18 protein-coding genes are annotated in these 15,820 nt (G+C 61.3%); 6 read left to right on the forward strand and 12 right to left on the reverse strand.

From position 1 onward, the window contains the following. Positions 1 to 899: chorismate-binding protein (locus AACS18_RS01975; protein WP_108613574.1), on the reverse strand; the 899-nt coding region annotated here is incomplete at its 3' end. Between the two features lie 208 nt (positions 900 to 1,107). On the opposite strand from AACS18_RS01975, the gene AACS18_RS01980 reads away from it, so the two are divergent. Then, entirely contained in the window at positions 1,108 to 2,013 is a 906-nt protein-coding gene (locus AACS18_RS01980; protein WP_181363381.1) for a 1,4-dihydroxy-2-naphthoate polyprenyltransferase, read from the forward strand. Positions 2,014 to 2,119: 106 nt separating this feature from the next. After that, complete coding sequence (locus AACS18_RS01985; RefSeq protein WP_108613576.1) at positions 2,120 to 2,335, forward strand: DUF6500 family protein; 216 nt, start codon at positions 2,120 to 2,122, stop codon at positions 2,333 to 2,335. A 70-nt stretch (positions 2,336 to 2,405) separates the two neighbouring features. Here the strand turns inward: AACS18_RS01985 and AACS18_RS01990 are convergent, their stop codons facing one another. Next, positions 2,406 to 3,800: a PepSY-associated TM helix domain-containing protein gene (locus AACS18_RS01990; protein ID WP_108613577.1), complete on the reverse strand. Its 1,395-nt coding sequence runs from the start codon at positions 3,798 to 3,800 to the stop codon at positions 2,406 to 2,408. Positions 3,801 to 4,068: 268 nt separating this feature from the next. Between AACS18_RS01990 and AACS18_RS01995 the strand changes: the two genes are divergently transcribed. Next, positions 4,069 to 4,476, forward strand: a complete 408-nt coding sequence (locus AACS18_RS01995) for a hypothetical protein (RefSeq protein ID WP_058059359.1) — start codon at positions 4,069 to 4,071, stop codon at positions 4,474 to 4,476. A gap of 27 nt (positions 4,477 to 4,503) precedes the next feature. Here the strand turns inward: AACS18_RS01995 and AACS18_RS02000 are convergent, their stop codons facing one another. Next, positions 4,504 to 4,794 carry a YkgJ family cysteine cluster protein gene (locus AACS18_RS02000; RefSeq protein WP_058059358.1) on the reverse strand — a complete coding sequence of 97 codons (291 nt, stop codon included), beginning with the start codon at positions 4,792 to 4,794 and terminating at the stop codon, positions 4,504 to 4,506. An 89-nt stretch (positions 4,795 to 4,883) separates the two neighbouring features. Beyond that, positions 4,884 to 6,263, reverse strand: a complete 1,380-nt coding sequence (gene dbpA / locus AACS18_RS02005; protein WP_108613578.1) for an ATP-dependent RNA helicase DbpA — start codon at positions 6,261 to 6,263, stop codon at positions 4,884 to 4,886. Positions 6,264 to 6,807: 544 nt separating this feature from the next. Between dbpA and AACS18_RS02010 the strand changes: the two genes are divergently transcribed. After that, positions 6,808 to 8,013 carry a NupC/NupG family nucleoside CNT transporter gene (locus tag AACS18_RS02010; protein ID WP_005363118.1) on the forward strand — a complete coding sequence of 402 codons (1,206 nt, stop codon included), beginning with the start codon at positions 6,808 to 6,810 and terminating at the stop codon, positions 8,011 to 8,013. Between the two features lie 64 nt (positions 8,014 to 8,077). Here the strand turns inward: AACS18_RS02010 and AACS18_RS02015 are convergent, their stop codons facing one another. Next, a complete protein-coding gene (locus AACS18_RS02015; RefSeq protein WP_108613585.1) occupies positions 8,078 to 8,578 on the reverse strand; it encodes a metal-dependent hydrolase in 501 nt (166 codons plus the stop codon). A gap of 125 nt (positions 8,579 to 8,703) precedes the next feature. Continuing rightward, entirely contained in the window at positions 8,704 to 9,153 is a 450-nt protein-coding gene (locus AACS18_RS02020; protein WP_005335916.1) for a YaiI/YqxD family protein, read from the reverse strand. A gap of 140 nt (positions 9,154 to 9,293) precedes the next feature. Here AACS18_RS02020 and zntB point away from each other — a divergent pair, with 140 nt between their 5' ends. Beyond that, positions 9,294 to 10,259, forward strand: coding sequence for a zinc transporter ZntB (zntB, locus tag AACS18_RS02025; RefSeq protein WP_181363383.1), 966 nt, complete (start codon positions 9,294 to 9,296; stop codon positions 10,257 to 10,259). A 13-nt stretch (positions 10,260 to 10,272) separates the two neighbouring features. Next, complete coding sequence (locus AACS18_RS02030; RefSeq protein ID WP_108613580.1) at positions 10,273 to 10,785, forward strand: mechanosensitive ion channel domain-containing protein; 513 nt, start codon at positions 10,273 to 10,275, stop codon at positions 10,783 to 10,785. A gap of 60 nt (positions 10,786 to 10,845) precedes the next feature. Here AACS18_RS02030 and AACS18_RS02035 read toward each other — a convergent pair whose 3' ends face one another. The 6 genes from AACS18_RS02035 to AACS18_RS23000 form a co-directional block, all read right to left on the reverse strand. Further along, positions 10,846 to 11,094 (reverse strand): hypothetical protein, encoded by a 249-nt coding sequence (locus AACS18_RS02035; RefSeq protein ID WP_069526933.1) that lies wholly within the window; start codon positions 11,092 to 11,094, stop codon positions 10,846 to 10,848. Between the two features lie 64 nt (positions 11,095 to 11,158). Next, the gene (locus AACS18_RS02040; RefSeq protein WP_108613581.1) at positions 11,159 to 11,731 is read right to left on the reverse strand and encodes a DNA-J related domain-containing protein; all 573 of its coding nucleotides are present in this window, start codon (positions 11,729 to 11,731) and stop codon (positions 11,159 to 11,161) included. Next, a complete protein-coding gene (locus tag AACS18_RS02045) occupies positions 11,728 to 13,515 on the reverse strand; it encodes a cation:proton antiporter (RefSeq protein ID WP_108613582.1) in 1,788 nt (595 codons plus the stop codon). The genes AACS18_RS02040 and AACS18_RS02045 overlap by 4 nt, the downstream gene beginning before the upstream one ends. A 190-nt stretch (positions 13,516 to 13,705) precedes the next feature. Continuing rightward, the gene (locus AACS18_RS02050) at positions 13,706 to 14,227 is read right to left on the reverse strand and encodes an MltR family transcriptional regulator (protein WP_108613583.1); all 522 of its coding nucleotides are present in this window, start codon (positions 14,225 to 14,227) and stop codon (positions 13,706 to 13,708) included. Between the two features lie 133 nt (positions 14,228 to 14,360). Then, a complete protein-coding gene (locus AACS18_RS02055) occupies positions 14,361 to 15,506 on the reverse strand; it encodes a mannitol-1-phosphate 5-dehydrogenase (protein WP_181363382.1) in 1,146 nt (381 codons plus the stop codon). A gap of 37 nt (positions 15,507 to 15,543) precedes the next feature. Next, on the reverse strand, positions 15,544 to 15,820 hold a 277-nt coding region (locus tag AACS18_RS23000; RefSeq protein WP_258228821.1), incomplete at its 5' end, for a PTS sugar transporter subunit IIA.

Below are 15,820 nucleotides of genomic sequence, written 5' to 3' on the forward strand. Positions count from 1 at the left end.
GCATGTACCAGCCGGTTCTCCAGCCGGTTCTTGCTGTCGGCCAGCAGCTCGGCAGCCAGTTGGGCATCGGCCTCTTCATCGCCGGAGCGGCGAATGGTGCCCGCCAGTGCCTCGGTAAAGAGGTGGCGATTTTCCCGGCGGTAGAGCCGCTCGGGGGAGCAGGCGATAAAGGCCTGCTCGGGGGAGAATTGAAAACCGAAGTGGAAGCAGTCCTGGGCGTGGCGGGCCCACTGGTCGAGCATGGCCCAGGGATTGATATCCGCATCATGGTTCGGACTGGTCAGCAGGCTTTCCCGCGACAGCACCACCTTGGGAGTGTGCGCCTGAAAATCGGGGGCGGGGACGCGCTCCACCAGCGTCTGCCACTGGGCGGGGCCGGGGCAATCCTGTCGCTGCCAGGGCTGCTTTTGCAGGGCGGGCAGCGGGGCTTCAGGGTGCAGGGCATCGAGGGCGGCTTCGGCCGCCTGCAGTTCGGCCTCGAGATTGTCGTCATCCAGCCAGAGGTTGAGGCAGAGGCTGACGCACTCGCCACGGCGCACCAGCTCGATGCGGGGCAGCACGAAACGGCAGGGGCCAAACCCTTGCCAGCCGGACTGGGCCGGATCAAACGCCAGCCCACCATAGTAGCGAGGGCTGTCGTCATGATGCTGGTTGGCTGTGTTAGTGCACACCTGCTTGATGGCGTGCGGCTCGGTCAGTTCATGGATGGCGCCCAGCGCGACATACTCTGGACGAGCCTCTCCACGGGCCTGCCAGTAGATGCGGGGATAGAGGGTTTGCGCCGCGAGCCAGCCCAGAAAGGAGCGGATTTCGATCGCCACTCGCAACCGTACGAAGCCGCTGACGTTGCTGTGACGCAGGGCGTCCAGTTGTTGCTTGATATGGGTCTGAGCCAACATGGATTCTTGTCTGAGCCGGGTAGTAACGAGCGATCCGGTAGCTGGATGCCGTAGGTTTATGCCAAAGGGCGATGATTTCCTATATATTATCTGCCCATTCGTCCATGTAAATCGCCCGCGGGAGCTTCACTCTCCGGGGCCAAGTATACCCAAATCCGGTTCGATAACCCTTAACACGATCAATATCCGATTGTTTGGCCATCACAAAATGACAAATACCTTCTCTGTTTGGTTGCTGGCGGCGCGTTTGCGAACACTGCCGCTCGCCTGCTCTTCCATCCTGCTGGGCTCGGGGCTGGCTGCCAGTCGTGGCGCCTTCGATGGCACCATCATGGCGCTCTCCCTGCTGACCGCCATCCTGCTGCAGATCCTCTCCAATCTGGCCAACGATTACGGCGATGCGGTCTCCGGCGCCGACAACGGCGAGCGGATCGGCCCGCAGCGGGCAGTGGTCTCCGGTCTTATCACCAAAAAGCAGATGTGCGTGGCGATGGGGCTGACCGCGCTGGCGGCGGTGGTCAGTGGCCTGCTGCTGCTGGGCTGTGCCTTCGGCGGCCAGTGGCTGCAGATTTTGGCATTTGTGGTGCTGGGTGGCGCGGCCATCGTCGCGGCGGTGACCTACACCGTCGGCAAGACCCCTTACGGCTATCGCGGGTTTGGCGATATCTCGGTGTTCCTCTTCTTCGGCCTGCTCGGGGTGCTCGGCTCCTACTACCTCTTCACCAAGACGCTGGAGTGGGATCTGCTACTGCCTGCCACCGCCTGTGGCCTGCTGGCCACCGCCGTGCTCAATATCAACAATGTGCGCGACATCGAGACCGACGCCGCCAGCGGCAAGATCACTCTGGCTGTGCGCCTTGGCCGCAACCGCGCCATCGCCTATCACTGGGTACTGCTGGGGGCGGCGTTGCTGGCAACCATCGCCTTTATCCTGATCCAGCCCGCCAGTTTCTGGCCGTGGATCTTCCTGCCCGCCATGAAGCCTCTCAGCGATGCGGCCAAGACCCTTCGCGAAAGCTACGATGGCGAGGTGCTGACCGGTTCCCTCAAGAAGACCGCCATCAGCGCCTTTCTGTTCAGCCTGCTGCTCTCCATCGGGTTGGCGCTCTCCTGATGAGCGACCTGCTTGTTGTTATGTGAAACGGGCTCCCGAGATGGGAGCCCTTTTTGTGTGCCGATGCAACGCGTTGGTACTGAATCAGTCAGACAGGAAGACTGCCATGCGTGCATCACTCAAACAGAAAATCATTCAGGTATGCCAGCAGAAAATCGCCCAGAAGGGGGAAACGGTCGGCGTCTCCTTCTATGCGTTTTTTGCCAATCGCAATGATGATCCCGAGTTGCTAATGGAGGCTGCGACCTGGTGGATCCGGACCCACAAGCTCGATCACTTCGAGAAGGCCAAGAAAATTCTCTTGTTGGTCGAGCGGGAGTGAACGTCGGTTGCCAAGAAACAGAGAGGGCTCCCAAGCGGGAGCCCTCTCTGTTGGTTAATGATGTTATCGACTAGCTGGCGCGCGCCGCCCTGAGCGGGTGACGGGAGAAAATCAGGGTATCCAGCAGCCAGATGGCGACCATGGAGGCGCCCACCAGTGGGAAGGCGATCCCCAGCAGGATAAGCAGGGCGATGGCTCCACGCATCGGCGGCAATTTGGCGGGCAGTGGCGGCGCGGCGAGACGCCCTTGCGGGCGGCGGCACCACCAGATCCAGAGGCCGCTCACGGCGCTGGCCAGCACCATCAGGCAGATGAGCAGCATGGCGAGCTGATGGGGCCAGCCGTAGAGCTTGCCCATGTGCAGCATGACGCCGCTCTCCACCGTTTTGGCGACCGGGCCGTAATCCTGCCAGCGCACATCGGCCAGCACCTTGCCGCTGTATTGATCGATATGCAGGGTGGCGTCGTTGCGCGGATCGTCGGCAAACAGGGCGATGGTGTAGACGCCGGTGGCGCCGACCGGCGGGGTGATGCTGTAACCCGGTTGGACTCCCCGTTCATTAGCGATCTCGACCACCTGTTGCAGCGGGATCCGCTGGCTGGCCATCACCACTCCCTCGTGCTCGCCGTGGTTCATGGCACCGTGATCGTGCCCCTCATCAACCGGCTGCGAGCTGGGCATGGGGGTGTTCTCCACCGCCCAGGGGACGGTCTGCTCGTGGGCCTGATTCAGGCTGCGAGCCAGCGGTGCTGATTTGGGCACCTCGTTCCACATGGCGGCCGGGAAGCGGTTCCAGACCGCGGCAAACTGATCGCCCCAAAAACCGGTCCAGGTCATGCCGCTCAGCAGCAACAGCAGCAGGAAGCCGGCGCCCCAGAAGCCGACCACTGCGTGCAGATCCCGCCACCAGAGGCGTCCGCGCTGGTTCACTCTGGGCCAGAGGATGCCACCCACCCCGGGCCCCTTGCGTGGCCACCAGAGGTAGAGGCCGCTCAGCAGCAGTACCAGCCCCCAGCCTGCAGCCAGCTCGATCAGCCGATCCCCCGTGGTGCCGAGCAGCAGGTCGGCGTGCAGGGAGCGAGCCACCGCTTGCAGATTCCACTTGTTATCCATGGTGCCGAGCAGGGCGCCGCTGGCGGGATCCATAAACAGGGTCAGTTCCTGTTCACCCCGATTGACGATGAACTGGGCGCTCAGGTCGGGAGCGACAGGCGGCAGGTATTTACGCAGGCTGGCATCGGGCATGGTCATCATCGCCTTTACCAGCAGTTGGTCGGCACTCAGGGTCTGGCTGGCTGGAGTGACCTTCATCAGCTCGGGGTACATCAGGTTGTCGAGCTGGGGTTTGAACAGATAGACGATCCCGGTCAGTGACAGCAGGATCAGGAAAGGGGCGACAAAGAGACCGGCGTAGAAGTGCCAGCGCCAGATCCGTTGGTAATGACTCGAGTCCCTGTTTTTCATTGCACATCCTTGTTGGGGCGCTAAACCTTTCGGTTGGTGGAATGTTTGTGGCGGCGCGGATAATAGCAGTAACGTTTCGTTAACTGCAATCGCACATCTTGATATCGATTCCGTGCGGGATGTGGGTAACATGAGGTGCCGACGGTTTGCTGGATAGGATGAGCACGCTTTGGGAAAAGCCTGTTTGCTGCTGGACTTTTCCTTATAAATTATTACCTTGTGGTAACAATTTGCAGGCGATGGTGGTGGTAAAGGAATGGGAGCAGTCATGCAGCCACATGGGCAATTTGACATGGAGCGCAGGGGCCAGATGCTGATCTGCCGCCCGAGTGGCCCCTTCAATCTGGCTGGTGCCATGGCCTATGAGGCGCACTTTCGTCACGAACTAGCCGGATTGATGGATGGCCCCTGGGGGATTGTCGAGGTCGCGACCGAGTTTGAAGCGGCCGGGCCCGAGGTGCTGGCCCGTTTTCGTCGCCAGTTTGGCTGGTGTGCCGAGAGTGGCTGTCAGTTTCTGGCGGTGGTCTTCGTGGGGGGCTTCAAGCGCTATCTGGCGGATAACATCTTCAAGGGATTACCCTTTCGGGCGGTACGTTACTTCGAGCAGGAGGCAGCGGCCATCCAGTGGCTGGGGGAGCAGCTCAACATCGCTCCCTGTGAACCTGCGAGCGCTTGACCACCCCGCTCACCGCGTGGACGGGTTTTACTCCAGCTTGATAAACCACTTGTCCCGCTCGTCAACGCAGTCGGGTTCACCCATTTCGAATTCACGGCAGATCAGCGGTCGCACCTCGTAGATACGGCACATCATGGTGTTGCGGTCGAGGGCGGCGCACCAGCCATCGTCGAGCCGGCGCATGACCGGTATCTCGCCTTCCCGTTCCAGTACATAACGGTCCGGCACGCCGGTATCGGTAAAGAGCATCACTTCGAGGCGGCAGCAGCAGGCTTCGCAGTTCTGGCAGCTCACATCGGTTTGGATTGCTTGGGTCATGGTGCCTGTCTTGCCGCATGGCGGCATCGGAGATATGAAACAGGCGCCTGTCAGGCGCCTGTGGTCTGGCTAACGGCTTGCAAAAAACCTTAGCCCAGTTTGCGGGCGCGGTAGCTGCGACCCTTTATCTTGCCTTCCTGCAACCGCTTGAGGGCGGCGCTCGCCACGCTGCGCTTCACGGCGACGTAGGAGTACTGCTCGGAGATCTGGATCTTGCCCACATCGGCGCCGGCAATGCCGCCTTCACCGGTCAGGGCGCCCAGAATGTCACCGGCCCGCACCTTGGTCTTGCGGCCTGCATCGATGGAGAGGGTCACCATCTGCGGGGCGATCGGCTTGATGTCGCGGCCGATGCTGTCGAGATCACCCTGCGGCATCGGAGCCTGCTGGTACTCTTCGATAAAGTTGACGCGCTGGGCTTCGTTCGGCTGATAGAGGCTCAGGGCCAGACCCTGCTGGCCAGCACGACCGGTACGACCGATGCGGTGCACGTGCACTTCCGGATCATAGGTCAGCTCGTAGTTGATGACGGCGCCCAGCTCCTTGATGTCGAGACCGCGGGCCGCTACATCGGTGGCCACCAAAATGGTGGCGCTGCCGTTGGCAAAGCGCACCAGCACCTGATCCCGCTCGCGCTGTTCCAGATCGCCGTTCAGCGCCAGCGCCGAGAAGCCCTTGGCGGCCAGATGGTCTGCCACGTCGTTACAGGCGCGCTTGGTGTTGCAGAACACCACGCAGGAGCTGGGCTGGTAGTGGCTCAGCAACCAGGTGAGGGCGTCGAGGCGCTGACCGGCAGGCACTTCGTAAAGCTTCTGTTCGATAGCGTTCCCCTCGTGCAGGGACTCCACGCTCACCTCGACCGGATTGCGCTGCACGCCGCGGCTCATCTGGGCGATCCCTTCCGGATAGGTCGCGGAGAAGAGCAGGGTTTGGCGCTGTTGGGGGGCATAGCTGATGACCCGGTTGATATCTTCGCCAAAGCCCATGTCCAGCATGCGATCCGCTTCATCCAGCACCAGCGTCTTGAGGCCGGATAGCTCCAGCGTGCCTTGCTCCAGATGCTTGAGAATACGACCCGGGGTGCCGACGGCAATGTGGGCACCAAAGCTCAGGGTGGCGGACTGCGGTGCGGTCGGGGTGCCGCCGCACAGGGTCACCAGCTTGACGTTGGGCAGGGCGCGCGCCAGACGACGGATCTCCTGAGCCACCTGATCCGCCAGTTCGCGGGTCGGGCAGAGCACCAGCGCCTGCACTTCGAGGCGGTTGACGTTGAGCTTGGCCAGCAGGCCGAGGCCGAAGGCGGCGGTCTTGCCGCTGCCGGTTTTTGCCTTGGCGATCAGGTCTTTGCCATCGAGCACCAGGGGCAGGCTCTGGGCCTGGATCGGGGTCATCTGCAGGTAACCCAGGCTGGTGAGGTTCTCTTGCAGGGCGGGGGAGAGATTGAGGCTGCTAAATTCGCTGTTGTTCACAAAAGGACTCTATTTCGGAGAAAACGGGGATGCGCGAGCGCTAAGGCCGCGCATCATACCAGAATGTGGCACCGGATGTGGCGGATTTTTGAACGGCTGGTCACGAGGGGGCCATGAAAGGTTCATTTGTTGCCAAACCGATCGCGGGCGAGCACTGACAATGTAATAAGGACTATTTTTCAAACACACATCTAATTATTTATCGCGGATAAACGTTTTCTATTTTCAGTGTTTTAATATAATGACTGGAAAATATTCCACGAGTAGTTATTGCGCCATAGAGAATGTTGCGAAAATGCTGATGAAATATTTTCAAAGAACATAAAAACGGCGCCAACCTTACTCAATATGATGTTTTTAAAGGAATTTATATTTTCAATGTTGCGCGATTAATATCAGTTCATTGCACAATTAATTTAAAAACGTTTGTATTATCCTGCCTCCATAATATTGCGCGGGATTGTGATGGCTATCTGATTTTTAAATGTGCAAATGTCTATGATGGCGCCGGTCAAAAATTACAATTTACTCAGGTGCTACAGGTATGGAATACGTTCACTTTGTGCTCGGACTGGTGATGGTCCTCGCTCTCTCTCTGCTGGCTAACCGCCACAACTGGAAACAGATCAAGCTGCGTTATATCGGCCAACTGCTGGTGGTCGAACTGGCGCTGGCCTGGTTCATGCTGAACTCGGAAGTGGGTCTGGCGGTGGTGGGGGGCTTTGCCGCCGGCTTCACCAAGTTGATGGAGTTTGCCAAACAGGGTACCGACTTCGTGTTCGGTGGTCTGGTCAACGAAGGGGCCTTCTCCTTCTTCCTGATGGTGCTGATGCCCATCGTCTTCATCTCCGTGCTGATCGGTATTCTGCAGTACATCCGCCTGCTGCCGCTGGTGATCCGCGGTATCGGTACCGTGCTGGCCAAGATCAACGGCATGGGCAAGCTGGAGTCTTTCAACGCCATCAGCTCGATGATCGTCGGCCAGTCCGAGAACTTCATCGCACTCAAGAACATCCTGCCGCACCTGAACGAGAAGCAGATGTACACCCTGGCGGCGACGGCGATGTCTACCGTCTCCATGTCCATCGTCGGTGCCTACATGCAGCTGATCGAGCCGCGCTACGTGGTTGCCGCGCTGGTGCTCAACATGTTCAGTACCTTCGTCGTGCTCTCTCTGATCAACCCCTACGAGCCGGATAACTCCGTGACCGACATCAAGGCCATTGCCGAAGGTGACGAGCACCACACGCCGAAGAAAGAGAACTTCTTCGAGATGCTGGGTGAGTACATCATGGCCGGTTTCACCGTTGCCGTTATCGTGGGTGCCATGCTGGTGGGCTTTATCGCCCTGATCGCCCTGATCAACTACCTGTTCGAGATGGCATTTGGCGTGAACTTCCAGTTCGTCATGGGTTACCTCTTCTACCCGATCGCCTGGATCCTGGGTATCCCGAGTGGTGAAGCGCTGCAAGCGGGCTCCATCATGGCGACCAAGCTGGTGACCAACGAGTTCGTGGCGATGATGGATCTGGGCAAGGTGGCTGCCGAGCTCTCTCCGCGCACCGTCGGCATCCTCTCCATCTTCATGGTCTCCTTCGCCAACTTCAGCTCCATCGGCATCATCGCCGGTGCGGTAAAAGCGCTGAACGAAGAGAAGGGAAACATGGTTTCCCGCTTCGGTCTGAAGCTGGTCTACGGTTCTACCCTGGTCAGCCTGCTCTCTGCTGTTATCGCAGGCATCATGATCTGATCCTCTAGTGGTTCGCACCACTGCTTGGGCCCCTGACCTCGTCAGGGGCTTTTTTGTTTCTGGCTCACAGCCGCCAGCCGCACCACCAGCCGGCAACCAGCAAGGTGAGAGTGCAAAAGCCGGTTTCGATGGCGCCGCCACTGCGCAGCGGCCAGCCCGGCAGGCGGTAACGGCGCTTGATGGGCCAGAAGAGCGGAATGCCCGCCGGGGTGAGCCAGTCCCCCAGCAGATGGCTGAGGTAGCCGACGATCAGGGCATCCTTGACCCCCATGGGCAAGGTGTCCGGCGGCAGGCTCTGGTTCAGCCCCCAGACGGCAGCGGCGACCGCCAGCAGACTGTGGGTGAAACCACGATGGCCGAACAGCCGCGACAGAGGTGTCGAGATCCACGGCAGTCGTTGCCCCAGCACCGATTTGGGGTGGTCGAGGTCGGGCAACAGGGCGCTGGCCAGCGCGGCAGGGATGGTCTGCCACAGACTGGTATCGGCCAGCGCCGGAGTGAGCTGCAGTTTGTGGGCGATCAGGGTGCAGGTAACGGAGAAGAGCAGGTGCCCTTGGGCGGTCATGATGATTACGGCGTGGACAAGATGGCGGCGCATCTTACCAGCCTGACGGTTGTGGTCAGCTCTTATTTTAAAAATCAGGATGTTACGGCGAAAAAGCGCCCAAGCAGGGCGCCTTCAGGGTCTCTTTACAGCTTGCCTTTGACCAGCCACTTGTCGAGGGCGTTGGCGAAGCGCTGCTTGTCGGCGGCATTGAAGGGGGCCGGGCCGCCGGTTTGCACGCCGGCCGAGCGCAGCTCTTCCATAAAGTTGCGCATGCCGAGCCGCGCCTTGATGGTCTCGCGGGTGTAGATCTCGCCACGTGGGTTGAGCGCCTCGCCACCGGCATCGATCACCCAGGAGGCGAGGGGAATATCGCCGGTGATCACCAGATCGCCGGGCTGAACCTGCTGGGCGATGACATGATCTGCCACATCGAATCCCTTCTCCACCTGCTGGGTTTTGATGAAGGGCGAGGGGGGCACCCGCAATCCCTGATTGGCCACCAGGGTGGTGACGACCTGGGCGCGGTGGGCGGCGCGGTAGAGGATCTCCTTGACCGGAATGGGGCAGGCATCGGCATCAACCCAGATGGGCATGGCATGGTTTCCTGTAGTGAAAGCGGATGGAAAACGAGAGCGGCCATGTTAACACAGGCCTCCCCTTCCCGGCGCGGGGCTGAGTCGGCCCCGCCTTTGGTGTAAGCTGGGGCCAGCACATGAAACGAGAAGGAGACGAGATGGATCGGGTGCCCGGTGAAGTGATTTATGCCCTGACCCTGGATGGCAAGGGGGGCATGGCGCCGCTGACGGCGGGAAGCGAAGTCCCGGCGGCACATCCCGGCTGGCTGCATCTGGATTACGGCAATCCCGATTCGGCGCGCTGGCTGTTGCAGACATCCTTGCTCAGCGAGGCGGCCAGGGAGTCGCTGCTCGGCCAGAGCAATCGTCCCAAGCTGGTGCGGATGGGGGAGACGGTGCTGCTGATCCTGCGCGGCATCAACCACAACAAGGATCACAGGCCCGAAGAGATGGTGGCGCTGCGTATCTTTATCACCCCGGATCTCATCATCAGCAGCCGTCGTCGTCCGCTGCTCTCAGAACAGGATGTCTTCAACCAGCTCAAGCTGGGGGGCGGCGCCGATACCCCGGCCGACTGGCTGGTGGAGATCTGCGATGCCCTGACCGATCGGGCGGGGGAGTTTGTCGAGGAGCTGCACGACAAGATCCTCGACCTGGAGGAGATGGTGCTGATGCGCGACCTGCCCGCCAATGGCCGGCTGGCGCTGATCCGCAAGCAGCTCATCATGATCCGTCGTTACCTCTCCCCCCAGCGGGATCTGGTGGCGCGGCTGGCCAACGAGAAGATCAGCTGGCTGGATGAGGATGACCGCCGTCGTCTGCTCGATATCGCCGATCGGCTGCGGCGCTGGCTCGATGACCTCGATGCCGGGGTGGCGCGCACCGCTGTGCTGGCAGACGAGATCAACAATCTGATGGCGGAGGCGACCAACCGCCGCGCCTACCAGATGTCGGTGATGGCGCTGCTCTTTTTACCTGCCAGCTTCCTGACCGGCCTGTTTGGCATCAACCTCGGCGGTATCCCCGGGGCCGAGAATCCGACCGCCTTCTGGGTCTTCTGCGGTTCGCTGGTGGCGCTGGCCAGCGGGCTGGCTATCTGGCTCAAACATCGGCGCTGGTGGTAAGGAGGCATAACCCATGTGGCAATCAATTGGCCTGACCCTGCTGCTGTTGCTGGGGCATACCCTGATCCGGCGGCTTATTCACAAGAGCCTGCTGGCGCTCGGTCAGAGCAGGCAGGTGAGCGAGAACCGGGTGCTCTACGTGGCCCATGTGTTCCACTTCCTGCTCGGGTGCGCCACCCTGCTGGTGCTGGCCGGGGTATGGGGGCTCGACTTCTCCCGACTGGTGGTGCTCGCGTCCTCCTTCTTTGCGGTACTGGGGGTCGCCATGGTCGCCCAGTGGTCGATCCTCTCCAACATCACCGCCAGCATCACCATCTTCTTCGCCTTCCCCTACAAGATTGGCGACCGGAACCGCATCCTCGACAAGGATGATTCGGTCACCGGCGTCATCACCGAGATTGGCCTCTTCTATGTGCGAGTGCGTGATGACAACGGCGATCTGGTCACCTATCCGGCCAACCTGATCCTGCAAAAGCCGGTCAGAAAGCTGGAGGGCAAGGTGGCGGAACCGCTGCAACCGGAATAGAAAGCAACCGGATTAACAAAAGGCTCCCTCGGGAGCCTTTTTAGTGTGTAGTGGGTGGCGCTAGCGTTCGAAGAAGCGGTAGAGGTGCTCCACCTGAACCGGGCAGTCGGCCACCTGATGCAGATGTTCGCGGGCCTGCTCGACGGTGCCGAAACTGACCGGGCAGCCGAGGGTGTCGGTCAGCTCGTAGAGGGCGCCATCCTTGCCTCTGAATTCGATGAGCCAGCCGGGAATGGCCACATCGTGGAGTATTTCGGCCTCGTGCAGGATCTGTTGCTGATAGAGCTTACGAAGTTCACTGACTGTCATGATGCTCTCCTGTGGGGAATATCCAGCTCCAGTCTATGCCTGCCCTTTATGTGCGGCAACGGGATCATCCCCGCAGGACCTCCCATGCCCAGCGGATACGGATAAAGGTCTCGGCATTGCCGCCCCGATCCGGATGGTGCTGCAGTGCCAGCTCCCGCCAGCGGCGGCGGATTGCCTCCTGACTCGCCCCTTCATTCAGATCAAACAGTGCCAGCGCCTCGGCTTTGTGCCCCTCACCGTCATAAGCGCGCCAGAAGCGGTTGAGCAGGGCCTCAACTTCGGCACGGTCGGTCTGCCAGAACACCTGCCAGTCGAGATAGTAGCTACGCAGATTTTCGCTAACGGCAAAGCCGTGGTTGGCCTCCTGGTTCCCGGCCAGCGGTTCGAGCCGGATATCCAGGGTGCTGATCACCAGCCACCAACCCTCTTCATAAAGCTCGGCCTGCAACTGGTAGAGGGCGTTCATGATCAGGAAGTTGACCCGAAACAGCTGCAGCTGCTCATCGTCAGCCAGCCGGGGGATTGCTCCCTGCTGGCGCAGAGCGGCCATCAGCTCATGCACCTTGTAACTGCCCGCCGCCTGTTGCAGCAGCACCAGCAGAGGGGCGACCAGCGGATTGTGGCTGGCTTCGCTCATTCGGCACCCTGCTCTCTGGGCGGTTGCAGGGCGATCAGCAGCTCACCCGCCTGCGGGGTGACGGGGCCGGTGACGATCTGGGGCTTGCCCTTGCCATCCATGATGAACAGCGGGATGGCGCCGGGATTGGCGGCCTGATACTGGGCCCAGTCGAACGCCTCGCTCAGGCGGGTCGCCTTGATCTGGCCACCCCGGCTCAGCAGGCCGCTCAGCCTGGCATAGTTGATGTCGGGGCCGAACAGGTTCTGGCGAGCGCGAAAGGTGGCACTCTCCCGGTTGGCCTTGCCGTGCTGCTCGCTGGAGCGCAGGGAGTAGACCTGCTCCTCGCCGTAGAGGTGGGCAAAGTGCAGTACCCCGAGGGCGTTGTTGTGGCGGTTGGGGGAGAGCGCCAGCACGGTACTGATACTGGTGAGCGGCAGGTGCAGCTCGGCATGTTCCGACTGGGGGTTGCCGAAGTAGCAGGGGAGGTTGCTCATCCGCGCCTGTTTGCAGAACTCCCAGGCGGGATCGCAGAGTTGCACCGGCACCCCCTGATCCGCCAGCGCCTTGCCGATAGCCCGCGCCACCGAGTTGGCCCCTATGATGAGCCAGGTGTTGGGGGCGCTCTGGCGCATCTTGAGCAGGCTGGCCAGCGGTGCCGAGGTGAGGCTCTGCAACACCACGGTGGAGATGATCACCGCAAATACCAGCGGCACCAGCTTGTCGGCATCAGGGATCTCGGCCTGATGCAGGCTGATGGCGAACGAGGCACTGACCGCCGCCGCGACTATGCCGCGCGGGGCGATCCAGCTTAGCAGGGCGCGAGCTCGCCAGGAGAGATCCGAGCCCCAGGTCGAGACCAGAATACAGAGCGGGCGCGCCACAAACTGCACCACGCAGAGCAGCGCCAGCACCATGGGGCCGAGCTGCCAGAGCTGTGCCAGATCGAGGCGGGCCGCCAGCAGGATAAACAGGCTGGATATAAGGATGACCGCGAGATCTTCCTTGAACGCCAGCACCTCTTCCAGATCCAGCCCCTCCTGATTGGCGAGCCAGATGCCGAACACGGTCACCGCCAGCAGGCCCGATTCGTGGCTCAGCCAGTTGGAGAGGCTGAAGGTGACCAGCACCAGCGCCAGCACGCCGAATTTGTGCAGGCTGACCGGTAGCCAGTCCTTGCGAATGAGCAGGGTGGTGAGCCAGCCTGCCGCCACCCCGATCAGGGAACCGACCAGCACTGTCTTGCCCAGCGCCAGCAGGGTATGGCTGATGAGATCCCCCTGACTGCCGAGGCGCACCGCCTCGAACACCAGCACCGCAAACAGGGCGCCGATAGGGTCGATGACGATCCCCTCCCAGCGCAGGATGCGGTCCACCTCCCGGGTGGGGCGGATCACGTTGAGCATGGGGGCGATCACCGTCGGGCCCGTTACCACCAGCACAGCGCCGAGCATGGTGGCGACCCGCCAGTCCAGCCCCAGCAGGAAGTAACCGGCGCTGCCGATGACGGCGAAGCTGACCAGCATGCCGGTGGAGCAGAGATTGCGCACCACCTTGCCGATCCCCTTGAGCTCGGCCAGATGGAGGGTCAGCGCCCCCTCGAACAGGATGATGGCCACCGACAGGGAGACCAGCGGAAACAGCAGATCCCCGAGCAGGGCATCGGGGTCGAGCAGGCCGCTGACCGGGCCCAGAGTCAGGCCGGTGAGCAGCAGAAACAGGATGGCGGGTACCCGCAGCGACCAGGCAAGCCATTGGGCCAGCACGGAGACCAGGGCTATCCCGGCCAGAGAGAGGGCAATCATGCAGACCTCGATTCAGGCAGTGAGTATGGAGCTAGTGTAGTGGCTAAGTTGGTCAGATTGACACCCGAAGGTGCGTGCATCATGGCCGGGATGGGGAGATGTGCGACAGTCGGCGTCATGGTGGCTGGCGGTGGTGTGAAGGGCGCCAGCCAGACGCCAACCGTGGTGATGGTGTGGCCACGGGGCCGGATTAGATGGGGCTCTCCTTGTGGAGCTCGCCGACACAGTCGGCCAGCGCCAGTACCAGTGCGGAGCGCACCATCTGATCGAGCCGGTTGAGCTGCATCTGGTAGAAGGCCCAATCCTCTTCGCTGGCGGGGGGCTCCAGCTTCATCATGCCGCCCTGATTGACCCCGTGCAGGCGGTCGAGCAGATCGCGGATCGGCTTGTCGCTGAAGCGGTAATCCTTGGGGTCGCGCACCAGAAAGTCGCGGATCTTGATATAGGCTTCGATATCCTGATAGCGCTCGAGTGAGATGAGGCCGAGGGCGAAGATGAGCTTGAGGCGCACCTCCAGCTGGCCGAGGGGGCCGCTCTGGTTGAGCAGGGGTTCGATGGCGTATTTGACGGCATACTCCTCCTGACGGAACGCGCGTCGCATCAGGAAGTCGACCGCCTCTTCCAGGATGGTCACGGCTTCGAGAAAGAAGCCGCGGGGGCCATCCTGCTCATTCAGTCGTTCCAGTACTTCATCTTCCTGGTGTGTGGTCATAGGTGCATTGGGTCCAGCTGACAGGGAGAGAGTCAGCCTCTCTCCCGGTTTTTATCATATGGGGCACATTCCCTTGCCATTCAAGCGCTTGGCGCGCTATCAGTGGTGGCTGAATGCGCCGCAAGCAGGGTTATTACAGGGTTTCGTAACGGGCGACGATGGCGCGAACCACTTCGCTCTCTTCATCCAGTCCGGTGACGCGGGCCAGCGCTTTGGCCGGGCCAAGCTCCGCCAGCAGGGCTTGCAGCTCCACCGCCTGCGGGTCATCGGCATTGCGATAGTGGAGCGCCGCGGCGATCCCCTCCTGCAACTGATCGCTCGGCAGGCCGTACTCCAGGGTGCCCAGCAGCGGCTTCACGAGTCGATCTCCCGCCGCCAGCTTGCGCAGCGGCTGACGACCGACCCGGTCAATCTCGTCCACCAGATAGGGGTTGGCGAAGCGGGCCAGGATCTTCTCGATATAGGCTGCGTGCAGGCGCGGGTCGAAGCCGTAGCGTTTCACCAGTACGGCACCGCTCTCTTCCATGGCGCGGCGCACCTTGCTGCGGATCACCGGATCTTCGATCGCCTCGCGCACTGTGCGATAGCCCCTCAGCTTGCCGAGATAGGCGGTGACGATGTGGCCGGTGTTGAGGGTGAACAGCTTGCGCTCGACGAAGGCCATCAGGTTGTCGGTGGGCTCCATGCCCGCTACCTGTGGCAGCTCCCCCTTGAACTGGGTCTGGTCGACGATCCACTCGCTGAAGCTCTCTACCGTCACTTCCAGCGGATCATCGTTGGCAGCCGCGGAGGGCGGCACGATGCGATCCACCGCCGAGTCGACGAAGCCGATACAGGATTCGAGCGTGGCATGATACGCGACCGGCAGGTACTTGAGTACCTCCCGCTTGAGGTGGCTGGTGCCGCGCACCATGTTTTCGCAGGCGATGACATTGAGGGGGGTCAGGTTGCCGGCATCGAAGCGAGCCTGCAGCCCCTTGGCCAGGGTGCTGGCAATTTTGTCCAGAATGTTGGGGCCGACCGCAGTGGTGACCAGATCGGCGGTGATGATGCGGGCGATCACCTCGTGACCGGCGGAGCTCACCGCCGCCACGTTGCGCACCACGTCCAGCTTCTGATCCGCACCCACCACATGGACCTTGTACTCCTGACGGTGGTTGAGCTGGTCGATCAGGGTGTCGTTGACGTCGGCGAAGGTGACCTGATGGCTGGCATCCGCCAGCACTTTTCCGATAAAGCCGCGACCGATGTTACCAGCACCAAAATGCAATGTTTTCATGATATTAACCTCTTGAACCAAAGACGATGAAAGATGATTACGCAGCCTGTTCGGCACCCAGCAGATCCAGGAAGGCCTGGGGATCCGTGGTGCTGGCCAGCCGGTCGATGAGACCGGGTTCATCCAGTGCATTGGTCAGGCGGGTTATTACCTGCATGTGTTCGTCGTTGCGGGCGGCGATGCCGATCACCAGCCGCGCTACTTCATCGGCGGCTTCGCCAAAGGCGACCCCGGCCGGGTACTGGCAGATGACGATGCCGGTACGCTTCACAAACTCCTTGGCGGCGATGGTGCCGTGGGGCACGGCGATGGAT

It is taken from the genome of Aeromonas sp. HMWF015 (assembly GCF_963878965.1).
GTDB classification, from domain to species: Bacteria; Pseudomonadota; Gammaproteobacteria; order Enterobacterales; family Aeromonadaceae; genus Aeromonas; species Aeromonas veronii.